Annotated in this window: 17 protein-coding genes; 12 read left to right on the top strand and 5 right to left on the bottom strand. The window is 39.4% G+C overall.

Annotated elements, in window-relative coordinates:
* Positions 1 to 38: 38 nt before the first annotated feature.
* Positions 39 to 449 carry a YqaE/Pmp3 family membrane protein gene (locus D9O48_RS18935; RefSeq protein WP_199750504.1) on the bottom strand — a complete coding sequence of 137 codons (411 nt, stop codon included), beginning with the start codon at positions 447 to 449 and terminating at the stop codon, positions 39 to 41.
* A gap of 148 nt (positions 450 to 597) precedes the next feature.
* Between D9O48_RS18935 and prfB the strand changes: the two genes are divergently transcribed.
* The 10 genes from prfB to D9O48_RS05120 all read left to right on the top strand — a co-directional run bounded on the left by prfB (position 598) and on the right by D9O48_RS05120 (position 12,364).
* A protein-coding gene (gene prfB / locus D9O48_RS05165; protein ID WP_199750503.1) for a peptide chain release factor 2 occupies positions 598 to 1,684 on the top strand; the annotation gives its coding sequence in 2 pieces (ribosomal slippage) (positions 598 to 657 and positions 659 to 1,684; 1,086 coding nt in all).
* 29 nt (positions 1,685 to 1,713) lie between these two features.
* Positions 1,714 to 3,345, top strand: coding sequence for an L-glutamate gamma-semialdehyde dehydrogenase (gene pruA, locus D9O48_RS05160; RefSeq protein WP_126971313.1), 1,632 nt, complete (start codon positions 1,714 to 1,716; stop codon positions 3,343 to 3,345).
* Positions 3,346 to 3,526: 181 nt separating this feature from the next.
* Positions 3,527 to 4,048: a bifunctional pyr operon transcriptional regulator/uracil phosphoribosyltransferase PyrR gene (gene pyrR / locus D9O48_RS05155; RefSeq protein ID WP_126971311.1), complete on the top strand. Its 522-nt coding sequence runs from the start codon at positions 3,527 to 3,529 to the stop codon at positions 4,046 to 4,048.
* A gap of 100 nt (positions 4,049 to 4,148) precedes the next feature.
* A complete protein-coding gene (locus D9O48_RS05150; protein WP_126971309.1) occupies positions 4,149 to 5,084 on the top strand; it encodes an aspartate carbamoyltransferase catalytic subunit in 936 nt (311 codons plus the stop codon).
* Between the two features lie 9 nt (positions 5,085 to 5,093).
* Positions 5,094 to 5,570: a pantetheine-phosphate adenylyltransferase gene (gene coaD / locus D9O48_RS05145; RefSeq protein ID WP_126971307.1), complete on the top strand. Its 477-nt coding sequence runs from the start codon at positions 5,094 to 5,096 to the stop codon at positions 5,568 to 5,570.
* Between the two features lie 3 nt (positions 5,571 to 5,573).
* Entirely contained in the window at positions 5,574 to 5,996 is a 423-nt protein-coding gene (locus D9O48_RS05140; RefSeq protein ID WP_126971305.1) for a hotdog fold thioesterase, read from the top strand.
* A 123-nt stretch (positions 5,997 to 6,119) separates the two neighbouring features.
* The gene (locus D9O48_RS05135) at positions 6,120 to 6,686 is read left to right on the top strand and encodes a Crp/Fnr family transcriptional regulator (RefSeq protein ID WP_126971302.1); all 567 of its coding nucleotides are present in this window, start codon (positions 6,120 to 6,122) and stop codon (positions 6,684 to 6,686) included.
* Positions 6,687 to 6,905: 219 nt separating this feature from the next.
* Positions 6,906 to 7,925: an efflux RND transporter periplasmic adaptor subunit gene (locus D9O48_RS05130; protein WP_158624822.1), complete on the top strand. Its 1,020-nt coding sequence runs from the start codon at positions 6,906 to 6,908 to the stop codon at positions 7,923 to 7,925.
* Between the two features lie 8 nt (positions 7,926 to 7,933).
* On the top strand, positions 7,934 to 11,008 hold the full coding sequence (locus D9O48_RS05125; RefSeq protein WP_126971298.1) for an efflux RND transporter permease subunit: 3,075 nt from the start codon (positions 7,934 to 7,936) through the stop codon (positions 11,006 to 11,008).
* Positions 11,009 to 11,011: 3 nt separating this feature from the next.
* A complete protein-coding gene (locus D9O48_RS05120; RefSeq protein ID WP_126971296.1) occupies positions 11,012 to 12,364 on the top strand; it encodes a TolC family protein in 1,353 nt (450 codons plus the stop codon).
* Between the two features lie 137 nt (positions 12,365 to 12,501).
* Here D9O48_RS05120 and D9O48_RS05115 read toward each other — a convergent pair whose 3' ends face one another.
* Positions 12,502 to 13,131 (bottom strand): NUDIX hydrolase, encoded by a 630-nt coding sequence (locus tag D9O48_RS05115; RefSeq protein ID WP_126971294.1) that lies wholly within the window; start codon positions 13,129 to 13,131, stop codon positions 12,502 to 12,504.
* A 47-nt stretch (positions 13,132 to 13,178) separates the two neighbouring features.
* Here D9O48_RS05115 and pyrE point away from each other — a divergent pair, with 47 nt between their 5' ends.
* A complete protein-coding gene (gene pyrE / locus D9O48_RS05110; protein WP_126971292.1) occupies positions 13,179 to 13,811 on the top strand; it encodes an orotate phosphoribosyltransferase in 633 nt (210 codons plus the stop codon).
* Positions 13,812 to 13,943: 132 nt separating this feature from the next.
* Here the strand turns inward: pyrE and D9O48_RS05105 are convergent, their stop codons facing one another.
* Complete coding sequence (locus D9O48_RS05105; RefSeq protein WP_126971290.1) at positions 13,944 to 15,452, bottom strand: serine hydrolase; 1,509 nt, start codon at positions 15,450 to 15,452, stop codon at positions 13,944 to 13,946.
* Between the two features lie 323 nt (positions 15,453 to 15,775).
* On the opposite strand from D9O48_RS05105, the gene D9O48_RS05100 reads away from it, so the two are divergent.
* Entirely contained in the window at positions 15,776 to 16,114 is a 339-nt protein-coding gene (locus tag D9O48_RS05100; protein ID WP_126971288.1) for a heavy-metal-associated domain-containing protein, read from the top strand.
* A 99-nt stretch (positions 16,115 to 16,213) separates the two neighbouring features.
* On the opposite strand, the gene D9O48_RS05095 is transcribed toward D9O48_RS05100, so the two are convergent.
* Together D9O48_RS05095 and D9O48_RS05090 are read right to left on the bottom strand one after the other, a co-directional pair.
* Positions 16,214 to 16,930, bottom strand: coding sequence for a LytR/AlgR family response regulator transcription factor (locus tag D9O48_RS05095; protein ID WP_126971286.1), 717 nt, complete (start codon positions 16,928 to 16,930; stop codon positions 16,214 to 16,216).
* Positions 16,927 to 17,946, bottom strand: a complete 1,020-nt coding sequence (locus tag D9O48_RS05090) for a sensor histidine kinase (protein ID WP_126971284.1) — start codon at positions 17,944 to 17,946, stop codon at positions 16,927 to 16,929. The genes D9O48_RS05095 and D9O48_RS05090 overlap by 4 nt, the downstream gene beginning before the upstream one ends.
* Between the last annotated feature and the right edge of the window lie 42 nt (positions 17,947 to 17,988).

The raw sequence follows: 17,988 nt of genomic DNA, 5'->3' as shown, positions 1-17,988 counted from the left end.
AGTGGGGATTCTTTTCAATACTATAAAATAATAGCAGATTAGATGGCGCCTAATACTACTAATAATGAATAAATAACACCTGGAATCCAGAAAATCAAGGTAAGAATTAAACTGATCCAGAAACGGCTGGTAATAGCTCCTTCATACAGGAATACTGCTAAAGGTGGTAATAAAATACTCAAAATAACCAACAACAAGGTGTCGGTGTCGCTTAAATTACCTGATTTAAGGTTTGCTTTCAGGTCTTTTAATTTTTGTTTCAAGGCTTTTTTGGCAGCCTTTTTTTCTTTTTTGTTCATGGTAGTGGCACTGGCCGCTTCCACGCCATAAGCAGATGATGATGGTACACTCATGTTGGAAGCCGGCACAGCAGCTGCAACAGCGCTACTGGTAAATACGGCCAACATTAACATCATTCCGATAGATCTAAGTGTAAAAAGTACTTTCATTTAAAGGTTTTTACTGGGTAATCAAATAATAACTAAACCGAAGTTATAAATTTTTGTTGATTAACAAAGAATTCATGAATTCGGTGGAAGTTATACAAACTTTATACCGATGATGCTTTAAAATGATTTTTTTTTAATTTTACGACCTATGACACAAGAACAAATAAAAGCTATGAGGGACCGTATCCTGGTTCTGAGGAGGTTTCTTTGACGTCGATAACCGTATCGATAAGATCAATCAAGACAAGCAACTCTCTTTATCCCCGGGTTTTTGGGACGATAACAAAAGAGCTACAGAAATTCTGAAAGGCATCAAGCTGAACGAGTACTGGTTAAATTTGTATGAACAAACTTCTACAATTGTAGAAGATTTTGCTGTATTATTTGAATTCTGGAAAGCCGGCGAAGCCTCAGAAGAAGAAACAAAAGAAGCTTATGAAAAAGCCCTTCAGCAACTGGAAGAGGCTGAGTTCAAAAGTACGCTCAATCAACCGGAAGACGAATTGTCGGCCGTTTTGCAGATTAATAGTGGTGCCGGTGGTACCGAATCGCAAGACTGGGCTGAGATGCTGGCCAGAATGTACCGGATGTACGGTGAAAAGCAAGACTGGTCGGTGATCGAGCTCGACTGGCAAGACGGCGACGGAGCAGGAGTAAAAAGTGCTACCTTGCAGTTCGACGGACCTTTTGCCTACGGATTCTTAAAAGCAGAAAGCGGTGTACACCGCCTGGTTCGTATTTCTCCGTTCGACTCAAATGCACGCAGACATACTTCTTTTGCCTCGGTGTTTGTTTATCCATTGGTAGACGATAGTATTGAGGTGGAAGTAAATCCTGCCGATCTGGAATGGGAGTTTTACCGAAGTGGTGGTAAAGGTGGACAGAATGTTAACAAAGTTGAAACTGCTGTTCGCTTGAAACATATCCCCAGCGGTATTATTGTAGAATGCCAGAAAGCCCGTACGCAGGGAGAAAACAGAGAAATGGCTTTGCAAATGTTGAAGTCACGCCTTTATGAAGAGGAGCTGAGAAAACAGGAAGCACTGAAGAACGCAGCCAATGCGAATAAAAAGAAAATCGAATGGGGCTCGCAGATCAGGTCTTATGTTTTCCATCCTTATAAGATGATTAAAGACCACCGTACAGATTATGAAGTTGGAAATGTTCAAATCGTTATGGATGGCGAACTGGATGGTTTTATCAAAGCATTTTTAATGCAACAGAAAGAACAGTAATCATATTTTTTATAGTTAAAAATTACATTATGAACACCGGCTATTTTTCATATCCTTTACCCGCTAATGAACCTGTGTTGAACTATGCACCTGCTTCTGCTGAAAAAGCAACTTTGAAAGCAGTGTTAGCTGAATTAAAATCACAAACTTTAGATATTCCAATGTATATCGGTGGCGAAGAAGTTCGTACCGGTAAAACAGAAAACATCCGCCCTCCTCATGAAACCGCACATGTATTAGGTCAGTTTCATAAAGGTGATGCATCACACGTAAAGCAAGCAATCGAAGCAGCACTGGCTGCTAAAAAAGAATGGAGCAGTTTGAGCTGGGAAGCACGTGCAGGCATTTTTCTGAAAGCAGCCGACCTGATTGCAACGAAATATCGTCCGTATATGAACGCTACCACTATGCTGGGGCAATCTAAAAATGCTTATCAGGCCGAAATCGACGCAGCTTGTGAGTTAATCGACTTTCTAAGATTTAACGTGCATTTTTTAAGTGAAATTTACCGTCAGCAGCCGATCAGCGGGCCAGGTATGCACAATAGAGTAGAATACCGGCCTTTGGAAGGATTTGTACTGGCAGTAACGCCATTCAACTTCACTGCAATCGGCGGTAATTTACCTGCTTCAGCTGCATTATGCGGAAACGTAGTAGTGTGGAAACCTGCTAATACGCAGGTATATTCCGCACAAATGTTTATGCGTATTTTGAAAGAAGCCGGTTTGCCGGATGGAGTGATCAACCTGGTATATGTTGACGGACCGGTGATTGGTGATGTTTGTTTCTCACACCGCGACTTTGCCGGTGTGCACTTTACAGGATCAACCGGTGTATTCAATAAAATGTGGGAAACAATCGGTAAGAATATGAACAACTATAAATCTTATCCGCGCATCGTTGGTGAAACAGGCGGTAAAGATTTTGTAATGGTTCATCCTTCAGCCGATGTAGATATTGTAGTTACTGCATTATTAAGAGGAGCATTTGAATTTCAGGGACAAAAATGTTCAGCTGCATCCAGAGCTTACATTCCTTCTAACATTGCAGCTGCCGTAAAAGAAAAATTAGTAGCTGGTGTAAAAAGCTTTAAAATGGGTACCGTAGAAGATTTCACCAATTTTGTAAATGCGGTTATTGATGAAAAAAGCTTTAAAAATATCGAAAGCTATTTAGCAAAAGCGAAAAACTCTTCAGATGCTTCTATCTGGGTAGGAGGTAATGCCGATTCATCAAAAGGGTGGTTCGTTGAGCCTACTGTGATTGAAGCGAAAGATCCGAAATTTGTTACTATGTGTGAAGAAATTTTCGGACCGGTATTAACCGTGCATGTATATCCTGAAAATGAGTTTGAAGCAACACTGGAGCTGGTAAATACAACTTCTCCTTACGCACTGACAGGATCTATTATTTCGCGCGACCGGTATGCTATTGAACTGGCGAGCGAAAGATTAAGAGATGCTGCCGGAAATTTCTACATCAATGATAAACCTACCGGTGCTGTAGTGGGTCAGCAACCATTCGGTGGTGCCCGTGCATCCGGAACAAACGATAAAGCCGGTTCAATGTTGAATCTGTATCGTTGGTTAAGTGCCAGAACTGTAAAAGAAACATTCGCTCCGCCAACTGATTATGCTTATCCTTTCATGAAAGAAGCATAACCGTAAAGCGTCAATGATAAATGAACTTTAATTTTTACGATCTGAATCCCTTACTGTCTTTTGTAAAGAGAGTAGGGGATTTTTGTTGCTGCAGGCGGATACAAGCGGGAATAACGAAAATAGAAGCCCTTTCTCTTTCTACTTTAATGAAATGGCTGTAATTTTATAAAAAAAATACTACTTGAAAACAGTACTGAACGAACAACAGATCGCCATCACGATCAAACGTCTTGGGCACCAGATTCTGGAAAATCATTCTGACTTGGAAAATACTGTTCTGATCGGAATACAGCCGAGAGGTGTTTATGTGAGCGATCAGGTAGTGAAAGAAATTCAACAACTGGTACCTGCCGACAAAATTAATTACGGTAAACTGGATATTACTTTTTATCGGGATGACGTGAGAAATAACCTCCATGTGCCGAACCAGACCTCGATTAACTTCAGTATTGAAGGCAAAAATGTAGTGCTGATCGATGATGTTTTATGGACCGGCAGAACCATCCGTGCGGCACTGGACGCGTTGCTTGACTTCGGAAGACCGGCAAAAGTTGAGCTGTGTGTATTGGTCGACAGACGCTTCAGCAGACAATTACCTATTCAGGCCGACTATGTAGGAAAATCGATAGACAGTATCATTTCACAGAAAGTTTTTGTGAAATGGAAAGCAAAAGATGGTATTGATGAAGTTGTACTTCAATAAATTATCACCTGACAATCAGTTTCCTAATTGTAATAGAACAGAAAAAAATGAATAGAACTTCATTGACTTTAATTAATAAACTTTAATTTTGCTTCCCGACATGCAACTCTCAGTAAAACATTTACTCGGCATCAGGGAGCTAACTCCTCAAGACATTCAGTTAATTCTTGATACAGCAAAAGAATTTAAAGAAGTCTTGCAAAGACCTATTAAGAAAGTTCCGTCTCTAAGAGACGTGACCATCGTCAATTTATTCTTCGAGAATTCTACCAGAACAAGGATATCGTTCGAATTAGCAGAAAAACGTTTAAGTGCGGATACGATTAACTTTACAGCAGGAAGCTCTTCCGTAAAAAAAGGAGAGAGTTTGCTGGATACTGTCAATAATATCCTTTCAATGAAAGTGGATATGGTCGTAATGCGCCACAGCGCTACCGGAGCACCACACTTTCTGGCACAACATATTCCTGCGGCAATTATCAATGCCGGCGACGGTATCAATGAACACCCGACGCAAGGCTTGTTAGACGCTTTTTCAATGGTAGAAAAATTCGGTACTTTAGAAGGGCTGAAAGTCGCGATTATCGGTGATATCATGCACTCCAGAGTAGCAATGAGTAATATGTATCTTCTCAAGAAAATGGGAGCGGAAGTAACCCTTGCCGGACCACCCACCCTCATTCCGAAATACGTTCAGGAAGCTTTTGATGTAAGAGTCGAATACAACCTGAAAAAAGCATTGGAATGGTGTGATGTGGCTAACGTATTAAGAATTCAGCTGGAACGCCAGAATCAGGTACTGTTCTCTACCTTAAGAGAATACAACCTGAGTTACGGAATCAATAAAAATATACTAGATAATCTTAACAAAGAAATCGTTGTAATGCACCCGGGCCCGATTAACAGAGGGGTCGAGTTAGACAGCGATGTTGCTGATAGCAAACAATCCATCATATTGCAGCAGGTAGAAAACGGTGTAGCGGTTCGTATGGCAGCATTGTATTTATTATCAGGTAACAAACCGGTTACTTCTTAAACTTAGCCTATGCAAAGAATTGCTTTTTTTCCCGGAACTTTTGACCCCATTACCATCGGGCATTTGGATATTATTAACCGGGCACTACCGCTTTTTGATCAGTTGATTATCGGTATTGGCCGGAATATTAACAAAAAGCCGATGTTTTCAGAAGAACAAAGAGTTGCCTGGGTAAAAGAAATCTTTGCCGGAAATGCTAAAGTTTCGGCAATTGTGTACGAAGGACTCACGGTTGACAGTTGCCAGAAATACAACGCAAACTTTATTCTCAGAGGAATCCGTTATGTGAATGACTTTGAATATGAAAAAGCGATAGCGGATATGAACCGGTCTATTGCTCCGAATATCGAAACCATCTTTTTAACCTGTTTACCGCAGTATACTTCTGTAGCATCCACCCTGGTACGCGATGTACTTAGTAATGGTGGGGATGTTGCACAGTTTTTACCCGACGCAGTAGCCCGCGACGTCAAAAAAGTAAAATAAATTATGGTTTGGTTTAGAAACGATTTACACCTCGATGCGATCAATGCATTGGGTAAAAATACAATCGGTGAACTAATTGGTATCCGGTTTACTGAAATCGGTGATGATTACCTGAAAGCAACGATGCCTGTTGATCATCGTACGAAACAACCTTATGGTTTGTTACACGGCGGCGCTTCGTGTGTGCTGGCCGAAACATTAGGAAGTGTTGCTGCAGCTTTAACAGTTGACGATAAGCAGTTTAAATGCGTTGGGTTGGATATAAATGCAAACCACCTCCGCAGTGCTACTTCAGGCTATGTAACCGGTATAACAAAACCTATCCATATCGGTAGAACCACTCAGGTATGGGAAATAAAAATTACCGATGAAAGAGATAAATTGATTTGTATCAGCCGGCTCACGGTTGCCGTCATAAAAGCTTAAAGCTGCTTCCTGCGAAGCAGCTTTTTTATTTACAGGAACACTACTGAAAAATCTTTATCTCTGTTGATCAAATCTCCGCCAAATTCATTAACTTATCTGTACCTTTATCGTAGTTGAGAGAGAATGCTTTTAAAAGATTATTTTCATAAAGAAGTGGGGCTTTCCTGCGAATACATCGACCTGTTAGAAAGCCTGTTTGAAACTTTAGAGTTACCTAAAGGCTATGAACTATTGAAGGTAGGATCCAAGTCTAAAAAAGTTTTCTATATCGAGAAAGGACTGTTACGCGTTTATTACTACAAGGAAACGAAAGACATTACCCATATGTTTTTCGCTGAAAAATCCTTCTTTGCCCCCGTTGAAAATATATTTCTCGAAAATAATTTCCCCTATTATCTTGAAACTGTTGAGCCGACCGTACTGAAAGTAGTCGATTACACGTCTATTGAAAGCTATATCGATAACGATTTAAAAATTCAGGCATTAGTACGTAACATTCTGACGAATGTTATTAAAAAGCTCTCTCAGCGATTAAACTCGCTGCAATTTCAGTCTGCCCAGGAACGGTATAGTGCTCTGTTAGAATCTAATCCTGATATTTTGTTAAGAGCCCCTTTAGGTGATATCGCCTCTTATCTGGGCATTACCCAACAAACCCTTAGCGTAATCCGGTCTAAAAACATGGATTAACCCGTGGAAACATCCATTTTTTAATATAGATTAAAAAATCTTCCCCTATTCTTCACGTCCTTTGTATTGCAGAACAATTGCAATAAAACTGCATTTTGTCTGTATCTAACTTGCACCTTTACCCATCCGTTGATGAATGGTATTCAGATACCTGATTTATAAACATATTATCTGATTGAGAATAAATAATATTCAATGATGAGATTTAAATACTCTTTTATGCTGACATTGACTGTGGTAGTTATTTTGGCAGCTTGTAAACAAACTCCAGGTGCTGATGCGGTATCACCCAGAACAATTCCGGTGATTACTTATACCGTTCAATATGATTCCGTACAATCGGCATTGCAGCTGAGCGGAAATATTGACGCGAATACCACTGTGAAGCTAGGCTTTCTTGTAGCAGGAAAAATTCAGCAATTCGGCTGGAACGAAGGAGATCGTATCTCAAAAGGGCAACTGGTTGCTCAATTAGACCCGGCAAACTATCAGATTGCAAAAGAAATGGCCGACGTACAGGTAAAACAGGTAGAAGATGAGTTTCAGCGTATTAAAATCTTACACGAACGTAATAGTGTAAGCGAAAGCGATTTTAAAAAAGTTGAATATACATTGCAGTCGGCTTTAACTCAGCAAAAACTTCAGCAAAAAAACCTTACTGATACCCGTTTGTATGCACCTATAACCGGTGTAGTACTGAAAAAGTTATCCGAGAATGGAGAAATTGTTAGTACCGGTTATCCGATTGTGGTGCTGGCAGATATTAATAAAGTGAAAGTAAATGCTTACTTGCCTGAAACTCAATTGCAGGATGTGAGAATAGGACAAACCGCTACTGTTAGTATCAGCGCATTGGGTGAAACTTTTACCGGAAAAGTAAAAGAAATAGCCGGCGCAGCTGAAGCAACTACAAGAGCTTTTACTATTCGTATTGAAATAGATAATCCACAACTTAAGATAAAACCCGGTATGATCGCCGACGTACAATTATCCGGTCAGCAGAAAAAGTCAATCTTACAGGTTCCTTTAAGCACAATTATCAGAACTACGGAAGGGCAAACGTATGTATATACCGTAGATAAAGAAAAAGGACAGGCATTTCAGCGTAATATCAGTATCGGAGCTATTAATGGTGAAAACGTAGAAGTAATAACCGGATTAGCTGCCGGTGAAACAATTGTTTCCGGCGGCCAGCAAAAATTAGCAAACGGTAGTTTTATTACGATTACAACTAATTAATTAAGACGATGAATTTTGTAGAAAAATCACTTAAATATAAACAGGTTACACTATCGGTACTCTTCTTGTTTTTTGCCGTCGGTGTATACTCGCTGTTAAACATGTCGAGAAGGGAAGATCCCAAAATTACTGTTCGTTTAGGATTGGTGATTGCTTATTATCCCGGTGCAAGTTCTACCCAGGTAGAAGAGCAGCTCACCAGAAAAGTAGAAGAATACTTATTCCGTTATGAGGAAGTAAAAAAAGAAAAAACTTATTCCTCTTCAGAAGACGGTAAAATGGTGATTACTGTAGAACTGGCAGATAATGTTCAGAATCCGGATATGTTCTGGAGTAAACTCCGTGAGCAGCTATTACTGGCAAAACAGATTGACTTACCCGATGGTGTAATCGGGCCAATAGTAAACTCCGACTTCGGAGATACAGAAGCAATGATTGTAGGAATTTCTGGTAAGACTCTTTCTTACGAACAGTTGAAATTCTATGCACAGCGGTTGGAAGATCAGTTACGTTCAGTTCCTTCTGTTTCAAAAGTAAAACGGGAAGGAGAGTTAAAAGAACAGATTCAGGTAACTACGAATTCTGCAAAACTGGCTCAATACGGTATTCAACAACTGGATGTTATTAAAATTCTGCAATCGCAGAATGATATTTTCCCTACGGGAGACATAGAGATGTCTTCTTATACAGTACCGCTTTATACAAAAGGATATTATAATACGCTGGATGAATTAGGAAATCAGATTGTAGGGTACGCTTCAACGGGTTCTGTAGTAAAGCTGAAAGATATTGCAACACTTACCAGAACTTATGCGGATGCCACCAGTATGATCAAAGTAAATGATGAAAAATCAATGATCATCAGCATTCAGATGAATGCCGGAAATAATATTGTGAAATTCGGTGAAGCTGTAAATCAGAAAATAGAATCCTTTAAGTCGACGTTGCCTTCGGATGTTAAAATAACTACCATTGCCGATCAACCGAAAATGGTGGATGATAATATATCGCACTTTATCAGAGAATTTTTTCTGGCTATTGTAGCTGTAGTGTTGGTAATTATTGTAATGCTTCCGTTCAGAATTGCAGTAGTAGCTGCGATGGCAATTCCTATGACAGTAGCCATTACTCTGGCATTAATGAACTTTTTCGGAATAGAATTACAACAGGTATCGCTCGCTGCATTGATTGTAGTGCTTGGATTAGTAGTGGATGATGCTATCGTAGTAGCGGATAATTATGTTGAATTGCTGGACAAAGGTATGAAAAGGTGGGAGGCTGCCTGGAAAAGTGCCAGTGAACTGGTTATTCCTATTTTTGTGGCTACCATCACCATCATTCTGGCTTTTTTACCAATGGTTACGCTAACCGGTCCGGTAGGAGAGTTTATCAGCAGTTTACCATGGACCGTAACCATTGCACTCTCATCGTCATTTATTGTGGCAATGTTTTTTACACCTTTATTGTGCTTCACGTTTATCAAAAAAGGATTACATGATCCGAAAGCACCTCCAAAAAAAGGGAATGTACTTGATAAAATGCAGGAGCAGTATAACAAAGCATTAGACTGGTGTATAACACATCCCAAAACAACCATTCTATTCAGTATAGTACCGTTATTTTTAGCGTTCGGTATTTACAAATATGGCATTAAAGAGAAGTTTTTCCCGGCCGCAGAACGAAATCAGTTTGTGGTAGAATTATGGATGCCGAGTCAAACCAGCTTCAGTACTACAGCTAAAGCAACGGAAAAACTGGAGGCATTGATCAAATCTGACGACAGGGTAGTTAATTATGCTTCTTTCATAGGTACTTCTTCACCCAGGTTTTATTATAACTTCTCACCTGAATTTCCTGTATCGAACTACGCGCAGATCGTAGTGAATACCGTGAGTATAAAAGCTGCTGATGAATTTGCTGCTGAACTTGTTGAGAAGGTAGAAGCCGCTGTACCGGAAGGAAGGCCGCAGGTGCGCCTCATGCAACAGGGAAAACCCTTGAAAGCGCCGATTGAAGTACGTATCTGGGGAGATGATATCCAACACCTGAAAGCTATTGGTAAACAGGTTGATTCAATTATTCATTCATATCCCGAAAGCAGACTGGTTAAGAACGATTTTAAAGAAGATTATTACGGCATAGATATACAAATCAAACCGTCTGCAGAAAGATTGGGCTTTACTACAGAAGTGATTGCCAAGTCTGTATATGCAGGATTTAAAGGCGCTCCGGTTACCAGTATACGTGAAGGTAGAAATACGATCGGTGTAATACTAAAATTAAATGACTCGGAAAACCAATCAATCGATGATATACAACAGATGTATATTACCTCTCCGGCCACCGGGGCGAAAGTTCCGCTTGAACAAATAGCCACACTTGAACCTGTATGGAAAACCGGAACTGTAATGCATCTGAATGGTGTCAGGGTATTGACGGTTCTGAGTGATGCAGCACCGCATACTGTACCTTCTGAATTACTAAAAAAGATACGACCGGCGATCGATCAGCTTGACTTACCGGTAGGATATCATATTTCTTATGCAGGGGAGTATGGCAACCAGGCAGAAACTTTTTCTGAAATGATCAAAGCATTGTTAATTAGTTTATTGCTGATATTTTTTACGTTGTTGTTTCAATTTAAGAATCTGAAAGAAGCTATTTTGATTATGATGACTATTCCGCTGAGTTTATTCGGTGCAATGTTCGGCCTCCTGATCACCGGCAATAACTTCGGTTTCACTGCTTTTGTGGGTCTGATCAGTTTATCGGGAGTAGTGGTGAGAAATGCGATTATCTTAATTGACCACGTGCATGAGTTGGTAAAACATCATGATATGGATTGGCGTACGGCAGCTATTGAAAGTGGAAAACGCAGGTTACGCCCTATCTTTCTGACCGCAATGGCAGCAGCAATCGGTGTATTACCGATGATTTTATCCGGCTCGCCCATGTGGAGCCCGCTGGCGAGTGTAATTGCTTTAGGTGTTGTGTGGAGCATGGTCATTGCGTTGTTAACCGTACCGGTTATTTACTTACTATGGATTGTTCCTTCGAAAAACAAACAATCATCAGAACATTAAATTATGAATCATCGTTTATATATAAAAGTTTTGTGTTTGAGTGTTACCTTCTTACTGCCGGGTATTATTACCAATGCTCAAACGAAAGATCCTGTAGGACTCGATGAGTTATTGTCATCTTTAAAAGACAATAGCCGGCCGATTCGTATTAAAGAAATGCAGATTCTTGAAAAAGAGTCGAAGGTGAAAGAAGCCGGTATAAAGAAATATCCGGTAGTATCGCTCAGTTCTGCTTATCAGTATAACGTGAATGTTGGAGAGTTAGGAATTCCGGCAGGAACATTAGGGCAACTACCATTGTCGCCTACTAATGTGGTTTCTTTGCCTGCACAGAATCTTAATTTTCCTTTGGGCGAACATCATACGTTCAATGCCGGAGCAGCAGTTTACCAGCCTTTAACGCAACTGGGAAAAATTCAGGCAGGCATAGATGTGGCAAAAGTTGATCATGAAATGTCAAAGCTTGAAAAATCGCAGATTGAATTACAACTTCAGTCGGCTGTTGAACAGTTGTACTACGGTATACTCGTTGTACGTAAACGTCAACTGGAGGCAGCTAAAAATATTGAAGTAGCTAAACTTCAGCTGTACGATGTGGAAGGCGCTGTTATTTCAGGAAAAACAATTTCAGTAAGTGAAGCAGGGTTAAAAGCAAATATTGCAGACGAAGAACAGAAGTTGCTGAAGTTAAATTTTGAAGAGCAGGATTATATCGCTGAGTTAAGGCAGTTAACAGGGATAGATCTGGAATCGGTTGAATTAAAAGAGCCGGCCGCCGCTGTAAAACAATTGAATATAGCTGATTTGCATCAAAGTGGTAATATTAACAACGTAGACGTACAATTAAGCCGTTTGCAAGAGCAGAAAGCAACAATTGGTATCAGGGCCGCTCAAAAGAGTAGCCTGCCCGAAATCGGGGTTTTAGCGGGTTATACGTATCAATTGGGAAATGCTATTTTTCCACAGAGTAATCCTTTTATCGGCGCCAGCCTGAAATGGAATATTCAGGATTTATTCAGTAATAAAGAAACGATTTCTCAGCGAAAATTATTACATCAGCAAGCGGCAGAAAATGTGAAGTATGTAGAGGAGCAGACAAATACTGCTATTGATAAAGCTTACCGAAAATGGCAACAGTCGCAGGCTTTAATACAAGTAGCCACCAAAGCAGTAGGTTACCGGAAAGAAGCCTTGCGCATTGAGAATGATAAAAAAGCGGCCGGATTAAATACACCGATTCAGTTATTGACGGCTGAGTCTTCACTGGCGAAAGCAGAAGCAGACCTTTATGCCGCCATGTTGAATGAACAAATTGTACTCATCGAATTAAGAAAACTGACTACTACACCCCGGTGATAAATACCTGAACATAAGTTTTTAGTCAATAATAGAAAGCCTTCCGCTCTGATTTATATTAGAACCCGGAGGGCTTTTCTTGAATACTGGTACGATGGTTTTGGAAAACAACAAAAAGGAGTCAAAAGACTCCCCGGTTATTTTTTCTGAATCAACCAGTCGAGTACAGCTTTGATAGAAGCATAAGTTTGCTTCGTATATTCCTCTAACCGGTTAACAGGTGCCCAGAGTACCTGTTCAATCTGTTCTTCAGCCTGAGGAGTTAGGATAGGATTTCCTTTTACCGACATATCATACCAATAGGTGGTTTTAAACAGGTCGTTCCCCTTTTCGCGATAAGTATGATAGGTTTCAACGATCAATTCTCCTAATCGGATGTTACCGATGCCTGTTTCTTCTTCTACTTCCCTTACAGCACATTCCGGAATAGATTCTCCTTCGTCCAGCTTGCCCTTGGGAAGGTCCCAGCAACCTCTTCTGAAAATCAACAAAACTTCTCCCGCTTCGTTTTTAACCACTCCTCCGGCTGCGATGATAGGCTGAAACAACGATTTTATTGTATTAAACGACTCCTCTACAGAAGAAGTGGTTAAAATAATGTGGTCAGCCTTGCCCGACTGCAAATTTTGCACGTAATCTTTTAAGTTATCTACATCAGATAATTCTTTGTAAGATATCTGGCCCTTTAACCCTATATCTTTAATATCTTTGTGCTCCGAATTTCTAATGTGAAGGGCACTGTTGTTGAAATAAATGGTTTTTTGCATACTATTAAATTCACTTGTGACAGTGTCGCAAAAATAATATAAACATTATGTCTACGAACGAAAAAGTGGTCGCTGAGAAATTATTACAGATCAATGCGATTAAATTAAGTCCCAACCAGCCTTTTACCTGGGCTTCCGGTTGGAAAAGCCCTATTTACTGTGATAATCGTAAAGTACTGGCATTTCCTTATATACGCGAGTTCATTAAAAGTGAATTGTGCAATGTTATTTTTCAGGAATTTCAGGATGCGGAAGTGCTGGCCGGTGTGGCAACAGCAGGTATTGCCTGGGGGGCAATGGCAGCTGATCAGCTGAAACTTCCTTATTGCTATGTTCGCCCGAAACCCAAAGAACATGGCCTGGGCAATCAGATTGAAGGTTCTTTAGAAAAAGGCCAGAAAGTGGTGGTGATTGAAGATCTTATTTCTACCGGAAAAAGCTCACTACAGGTAGTGGAAGTTTTACAAAAGGCTGATGTTGAGGTGATTGGAATGGTTTCTATCTTTACCTACGGCTTTGATGTTGCCCAACAGGCATTTGATGCAGCTCAGATTCCACTCAGACCGTTAACCAACTATCCGACTTTAATTGAATTGGCAATTGAAAAAGGACTTATCAGCGCCGAGCAACAGGATATTTTGTTACAATGGCAAAAAGATCCGTCAAATTGGATGAAATAGCAATTGCTACAGAGGTGATCTAATATCAATAGCGTCAACCTCATCTTAATAAGTTTTTCCCGCAGAATAGGTAGAATAGTGAGGATTGATCACTTGCCTGCTTATACTGCGGGAATATTTTTTAATACGCCTCTATTTTAACAGTGCCTCTATTTTTATCAACATCTCTTTGGCTGTTGCTGTAGTAGGATCCAGTTCTAACGCTTTCTGATAATCTTTTTTAGATAATTCATATTTTTTGAGTTTGAAATATGCCTCACCGCGACTATCATATACGTTGGCTGATGCAGGAAATTCCCGAACATTCACATCGAAAATTTTAAGGGCAGCTTCCAGCTTCCCCTCATTCATCAGTTCGTATCCAAAATTGTTTAACTCACTTTCATTCTCGAAATTATAATCGTTCGGATACTTCTTTTTGAGTTCATAATAAAGTGCGATGCCTTGATCAATTGATTTCAAACTTTCTTTCCGTATAGCCAAGTTAATAGGTTTTTTCGATACTTCTAAAGGAAAATTTTTCCATTGATTTAAACCGATCAAACCGCATGCAATGTCATTCAGTATCCTGCCATCGTTGCTGTTGGTCATAATTACCAATCCGTCGCCTCCTTCCACACTGCCGATATAAACACAGGTGAAACCTTCATTCTGCCCGTTATGCATAAAGTACTTTGCTCCTTCAAAATTCAGCACAAATACACCCAGGTTATCGTCTATTCTTTTAAGCGAAGTTGTTGTAGAGAGTATTTTGTTTGACTTTCCTGTTAGGGATAATTGAGTTTCGATAATATATTTTGAGAGGTCGGTAGGGTTTGTCCATAAACCGGCAGCTCCTTTTTCAGGATAGATATGATACTTGCCATCCACTTCTTTATCCTGGCGATAATAACCCGTAGCCAGTGGGTAGGCAGTGGTTTTTACCGGTGGTTGAGTGTAAGAACTGGCGGTCATATTTAAGGGTGACAAAACCTGCTGCTGCATATAATTCTCATACTTTTGTTTGGTCATATCCTCAATGATCAATTGTGTAATAGTAGTTCCTCCACCAGAATATTTAGATTTCAAACCCGGTTCAAACAATGATCTTACTGCACCGGAATTAGCAGGTGCAGTACCGTTCAAAATCTGAATGATAGTAGGAAGAGGTGCTGTTATGGTATAACCACCGAAACCATGTGTAGATAAACCGGCAGTATGATTGAGCAGTTGTGCTACTGTTATTTTTTTATCTTTTGATAGTGAGTCGTAAGGGAATTGCCAGCTTTTTAAATATTGATTGATATCTGTATCCAGGTTGATTTTGCCTTCTTCGGATAGTTTTAACACTCCTAAGCTATTAATGCTTTTACTGATAGAAGCCGCCTGAAATAAAGTGTTAACAGTTGCTGTACGTTTTTCAGAAACATCCGCATATCCATAGGCTTTAGCCCATTCTATTTTGTAATCTTTTACCATGGCAATGCTTATTGCATTGGCACCGTAAAGCTCCATGAGTTGTTTTAGTGAAAGTGTTCGTTGCTTGGTTTTATCCCAATGATAAACGTTTTGTTCGAAGCGCTTTATCTTTTCGTCTACCGTTTGCGAAAATGCACCGGAACAAATGGCCAGTAAGATAAACAGTATACCTGTTTTTTTCATTTTTTTTGTTTTTGCGATGATGACTATAAACTTTTAAAAAAGACTACTAAATATACACAAGAATAACCGGTGTATGTGCAGATAAATCAAGTATGTTTTTCTAGAAAGAGAGATTTTCCGAAGAGCTATGAACATCATACACCCGTTACAGAATACTAACAATAAAAATTAGAAAAAAGAGTTATTAATAAGTTGGTTTTTAATAGGATAGGAGAGGCGGTTCAGGATGTTTTTTTGGTTTTTTCTAAAAAAAGTCGTATCTTAATAGAATAGGCTTATCCTGAAATATATAAATTACTTTTAGCTTAAATAAACACATCTTTATGAGAACCTTATTTGCGTTGGTGTTGATTCTGTTGACGAGTTTTACCCTAAAGGCCCAGCAAACCGCTAAGATCACGATCAATACGCCTACCGTACATTGCGAAGAATGTAAAAACAGAATAATAAAATATGTTGGCCGTGAACTTGGCGTTCAAAAAGTAGAAGTAGACTGGAGAAAAGGTATTACCAAAGTTCAATATATTCCGCATCGCATTAATCCGGAAACGATCAGAGTGAATATTGCAAATCTGGGCTATGATGCCGATGATGAAGAAAGACTGGAAGAAGCATTTAAAAAACTGCCTAAAGCTTGTCAGATTGATCGTAAGAAAGAATAGTTTTTAAATTGATTAAGATATTGGGGGAATGAAGAAGCCGCTGTAGTTTCTTCGTTCCCTTTTTTAATGAACCGGCCTACCACCACTCTTCATTATTAATTAATAATTAATTTTCCCTTGTCCTTTCTCCACCCATTCTGCTACTAATTTCCTGAAAGTTTCTCCGACCGGTATTGAAATGCCATTCTGTAACTGAATACTATTCCCTTCTATCAGTTTTATTTTGTCGGTAGAGAGGATATAAGACCGGTGTACTCTCATAAATTTCTCTTTTGGAAGTTTATCGAGTATATCTTTCATGTTTTCAAGTACAATGATGTTTTCTTCACTGGTATGAATACGGATGTAATCTTTTAACCCTTCTATGTAAAGAATTTTATCGAAAGCGATTTTATAATGCTTTTTATCGGCTTTTACAAAGAGATGGTCAACTATGTCGGGTCTGGGAAAATGGCTTTGCCAGTGTATGAATTTTTCTACACTTTGATAGAAGCGGTTGAAGGTGATTGGTTTTAGTAAAAAATCTATTACCCTGAATTGAAATGCTTCCAGTGCATATTGCGGATAAGCTGAAGTGATAATGAAATTATGGTGTTGATTAAACATACTCATCAACTCAATACCCGTTAATTCAGGCATCTGTATGTCTATGAAAATTAAATCAACCACCTCTGTATTTAAGAGTTGTATTACTTTGTATACGTCGCTGCCGGCATATAAAATATTCAATGAACCGGTTTTTCGTGCATAATCTTGTATCAGTTCAACAGCCAGCGGCTCGTCATCTATAATAATACAGTGAATGGATGTTTTCATGATAATCTAATTTCAAGGCGGGCTGTAAAAAATTGATCGGTTTTTTGATACTGGAGCTGGTGTTTACCCGGAAGTAAAATCTCTAGTCTTTTACGCAGGTTATTCATGCCTACCCCTCCAAGTTTATCTTTTTTCTGGGTTCCGATTGCATTGGTAACCGTGAAGATAAGTAGTTGCGGGGTTTGTTGAAGATTGATTTTTATGGCATTTTCATATCCTGTGGCGCCATGTTTCAACGCGTTTTCTACCAGCGGCGAAAGGGTATAAGGAGGAATATCCACCTTTTCATTCTGCATCTCAATGGTAAACAGGATAAATCCTTTTTGTTCGTGCCTCAGTTCTTCCAGTTCTATATAAGCATTGATGTAATTAATTTCTTCTATCAGTTGAATATTGTTACGCTGGGCTTCATAGGTAACAAAACGCATAATGTTACTGAGTTTTTCAATGGCCGACAGTGACCTGGGCGATTGAAAGTAAACCATCGAATAGATATTATTGAGTGTGTTGAAGATAAAATGCGGATTGATTTGTGCTTTTAAAAACTTAATCTCGGTATTCTTCTGCTCTTCGAGAATATAGTTGTTGTATTCCAATAACCTGATCAGGAAAAGAATCACCCAGAAAGCTGTACTTAAGATGATTGGCCGCATGCTGAAAAAGAAGTTATCATATAAATAGTACAGAATACCGGTTCCTTCCGGATAGTTCTGGGAATCAAACCACCATTTCGCCAGCACCTGTTCAAACAAATACCTGAAAAAAACAAAAAAAAGGTAGAGGCACACAAAGCCGAAAAATACGTTACTCCATTTTAAAGGCTTAAAAACCCGTGGTAAAACCAGCAGATAGTTCACATAAAAAGTAGTTACATATACAGTCAACCAGGTAATGGAGAATATTTCCAGCCGGAGACCACCGTTGGTATCATAAGTCATGTTGAAGTAGCTCCACATTAACCAGAAAATAATATGGAGAAGTACTTCCTTCCTGACAGACAACGAGCTTTTATACATGAAATCTTTTTGTAAAAGTAAAAATTTAGCCCATTACATGCC

This window comes from Gynurincola endophyticus (genome assembly GCF_003991195.1).
Taxonomy (GTDB): Bacteria; Bacteroidota; Bacteroidia; order Chitinophagales; family Chitinophagaceae; genus Gynurincola; species Gynurincola endophyticus.
The sequence above is the reverse complement of the archived record's forward strand: the minus strand, read 5'-3'. Positions and strand labels throughout refer to the sequence as shown.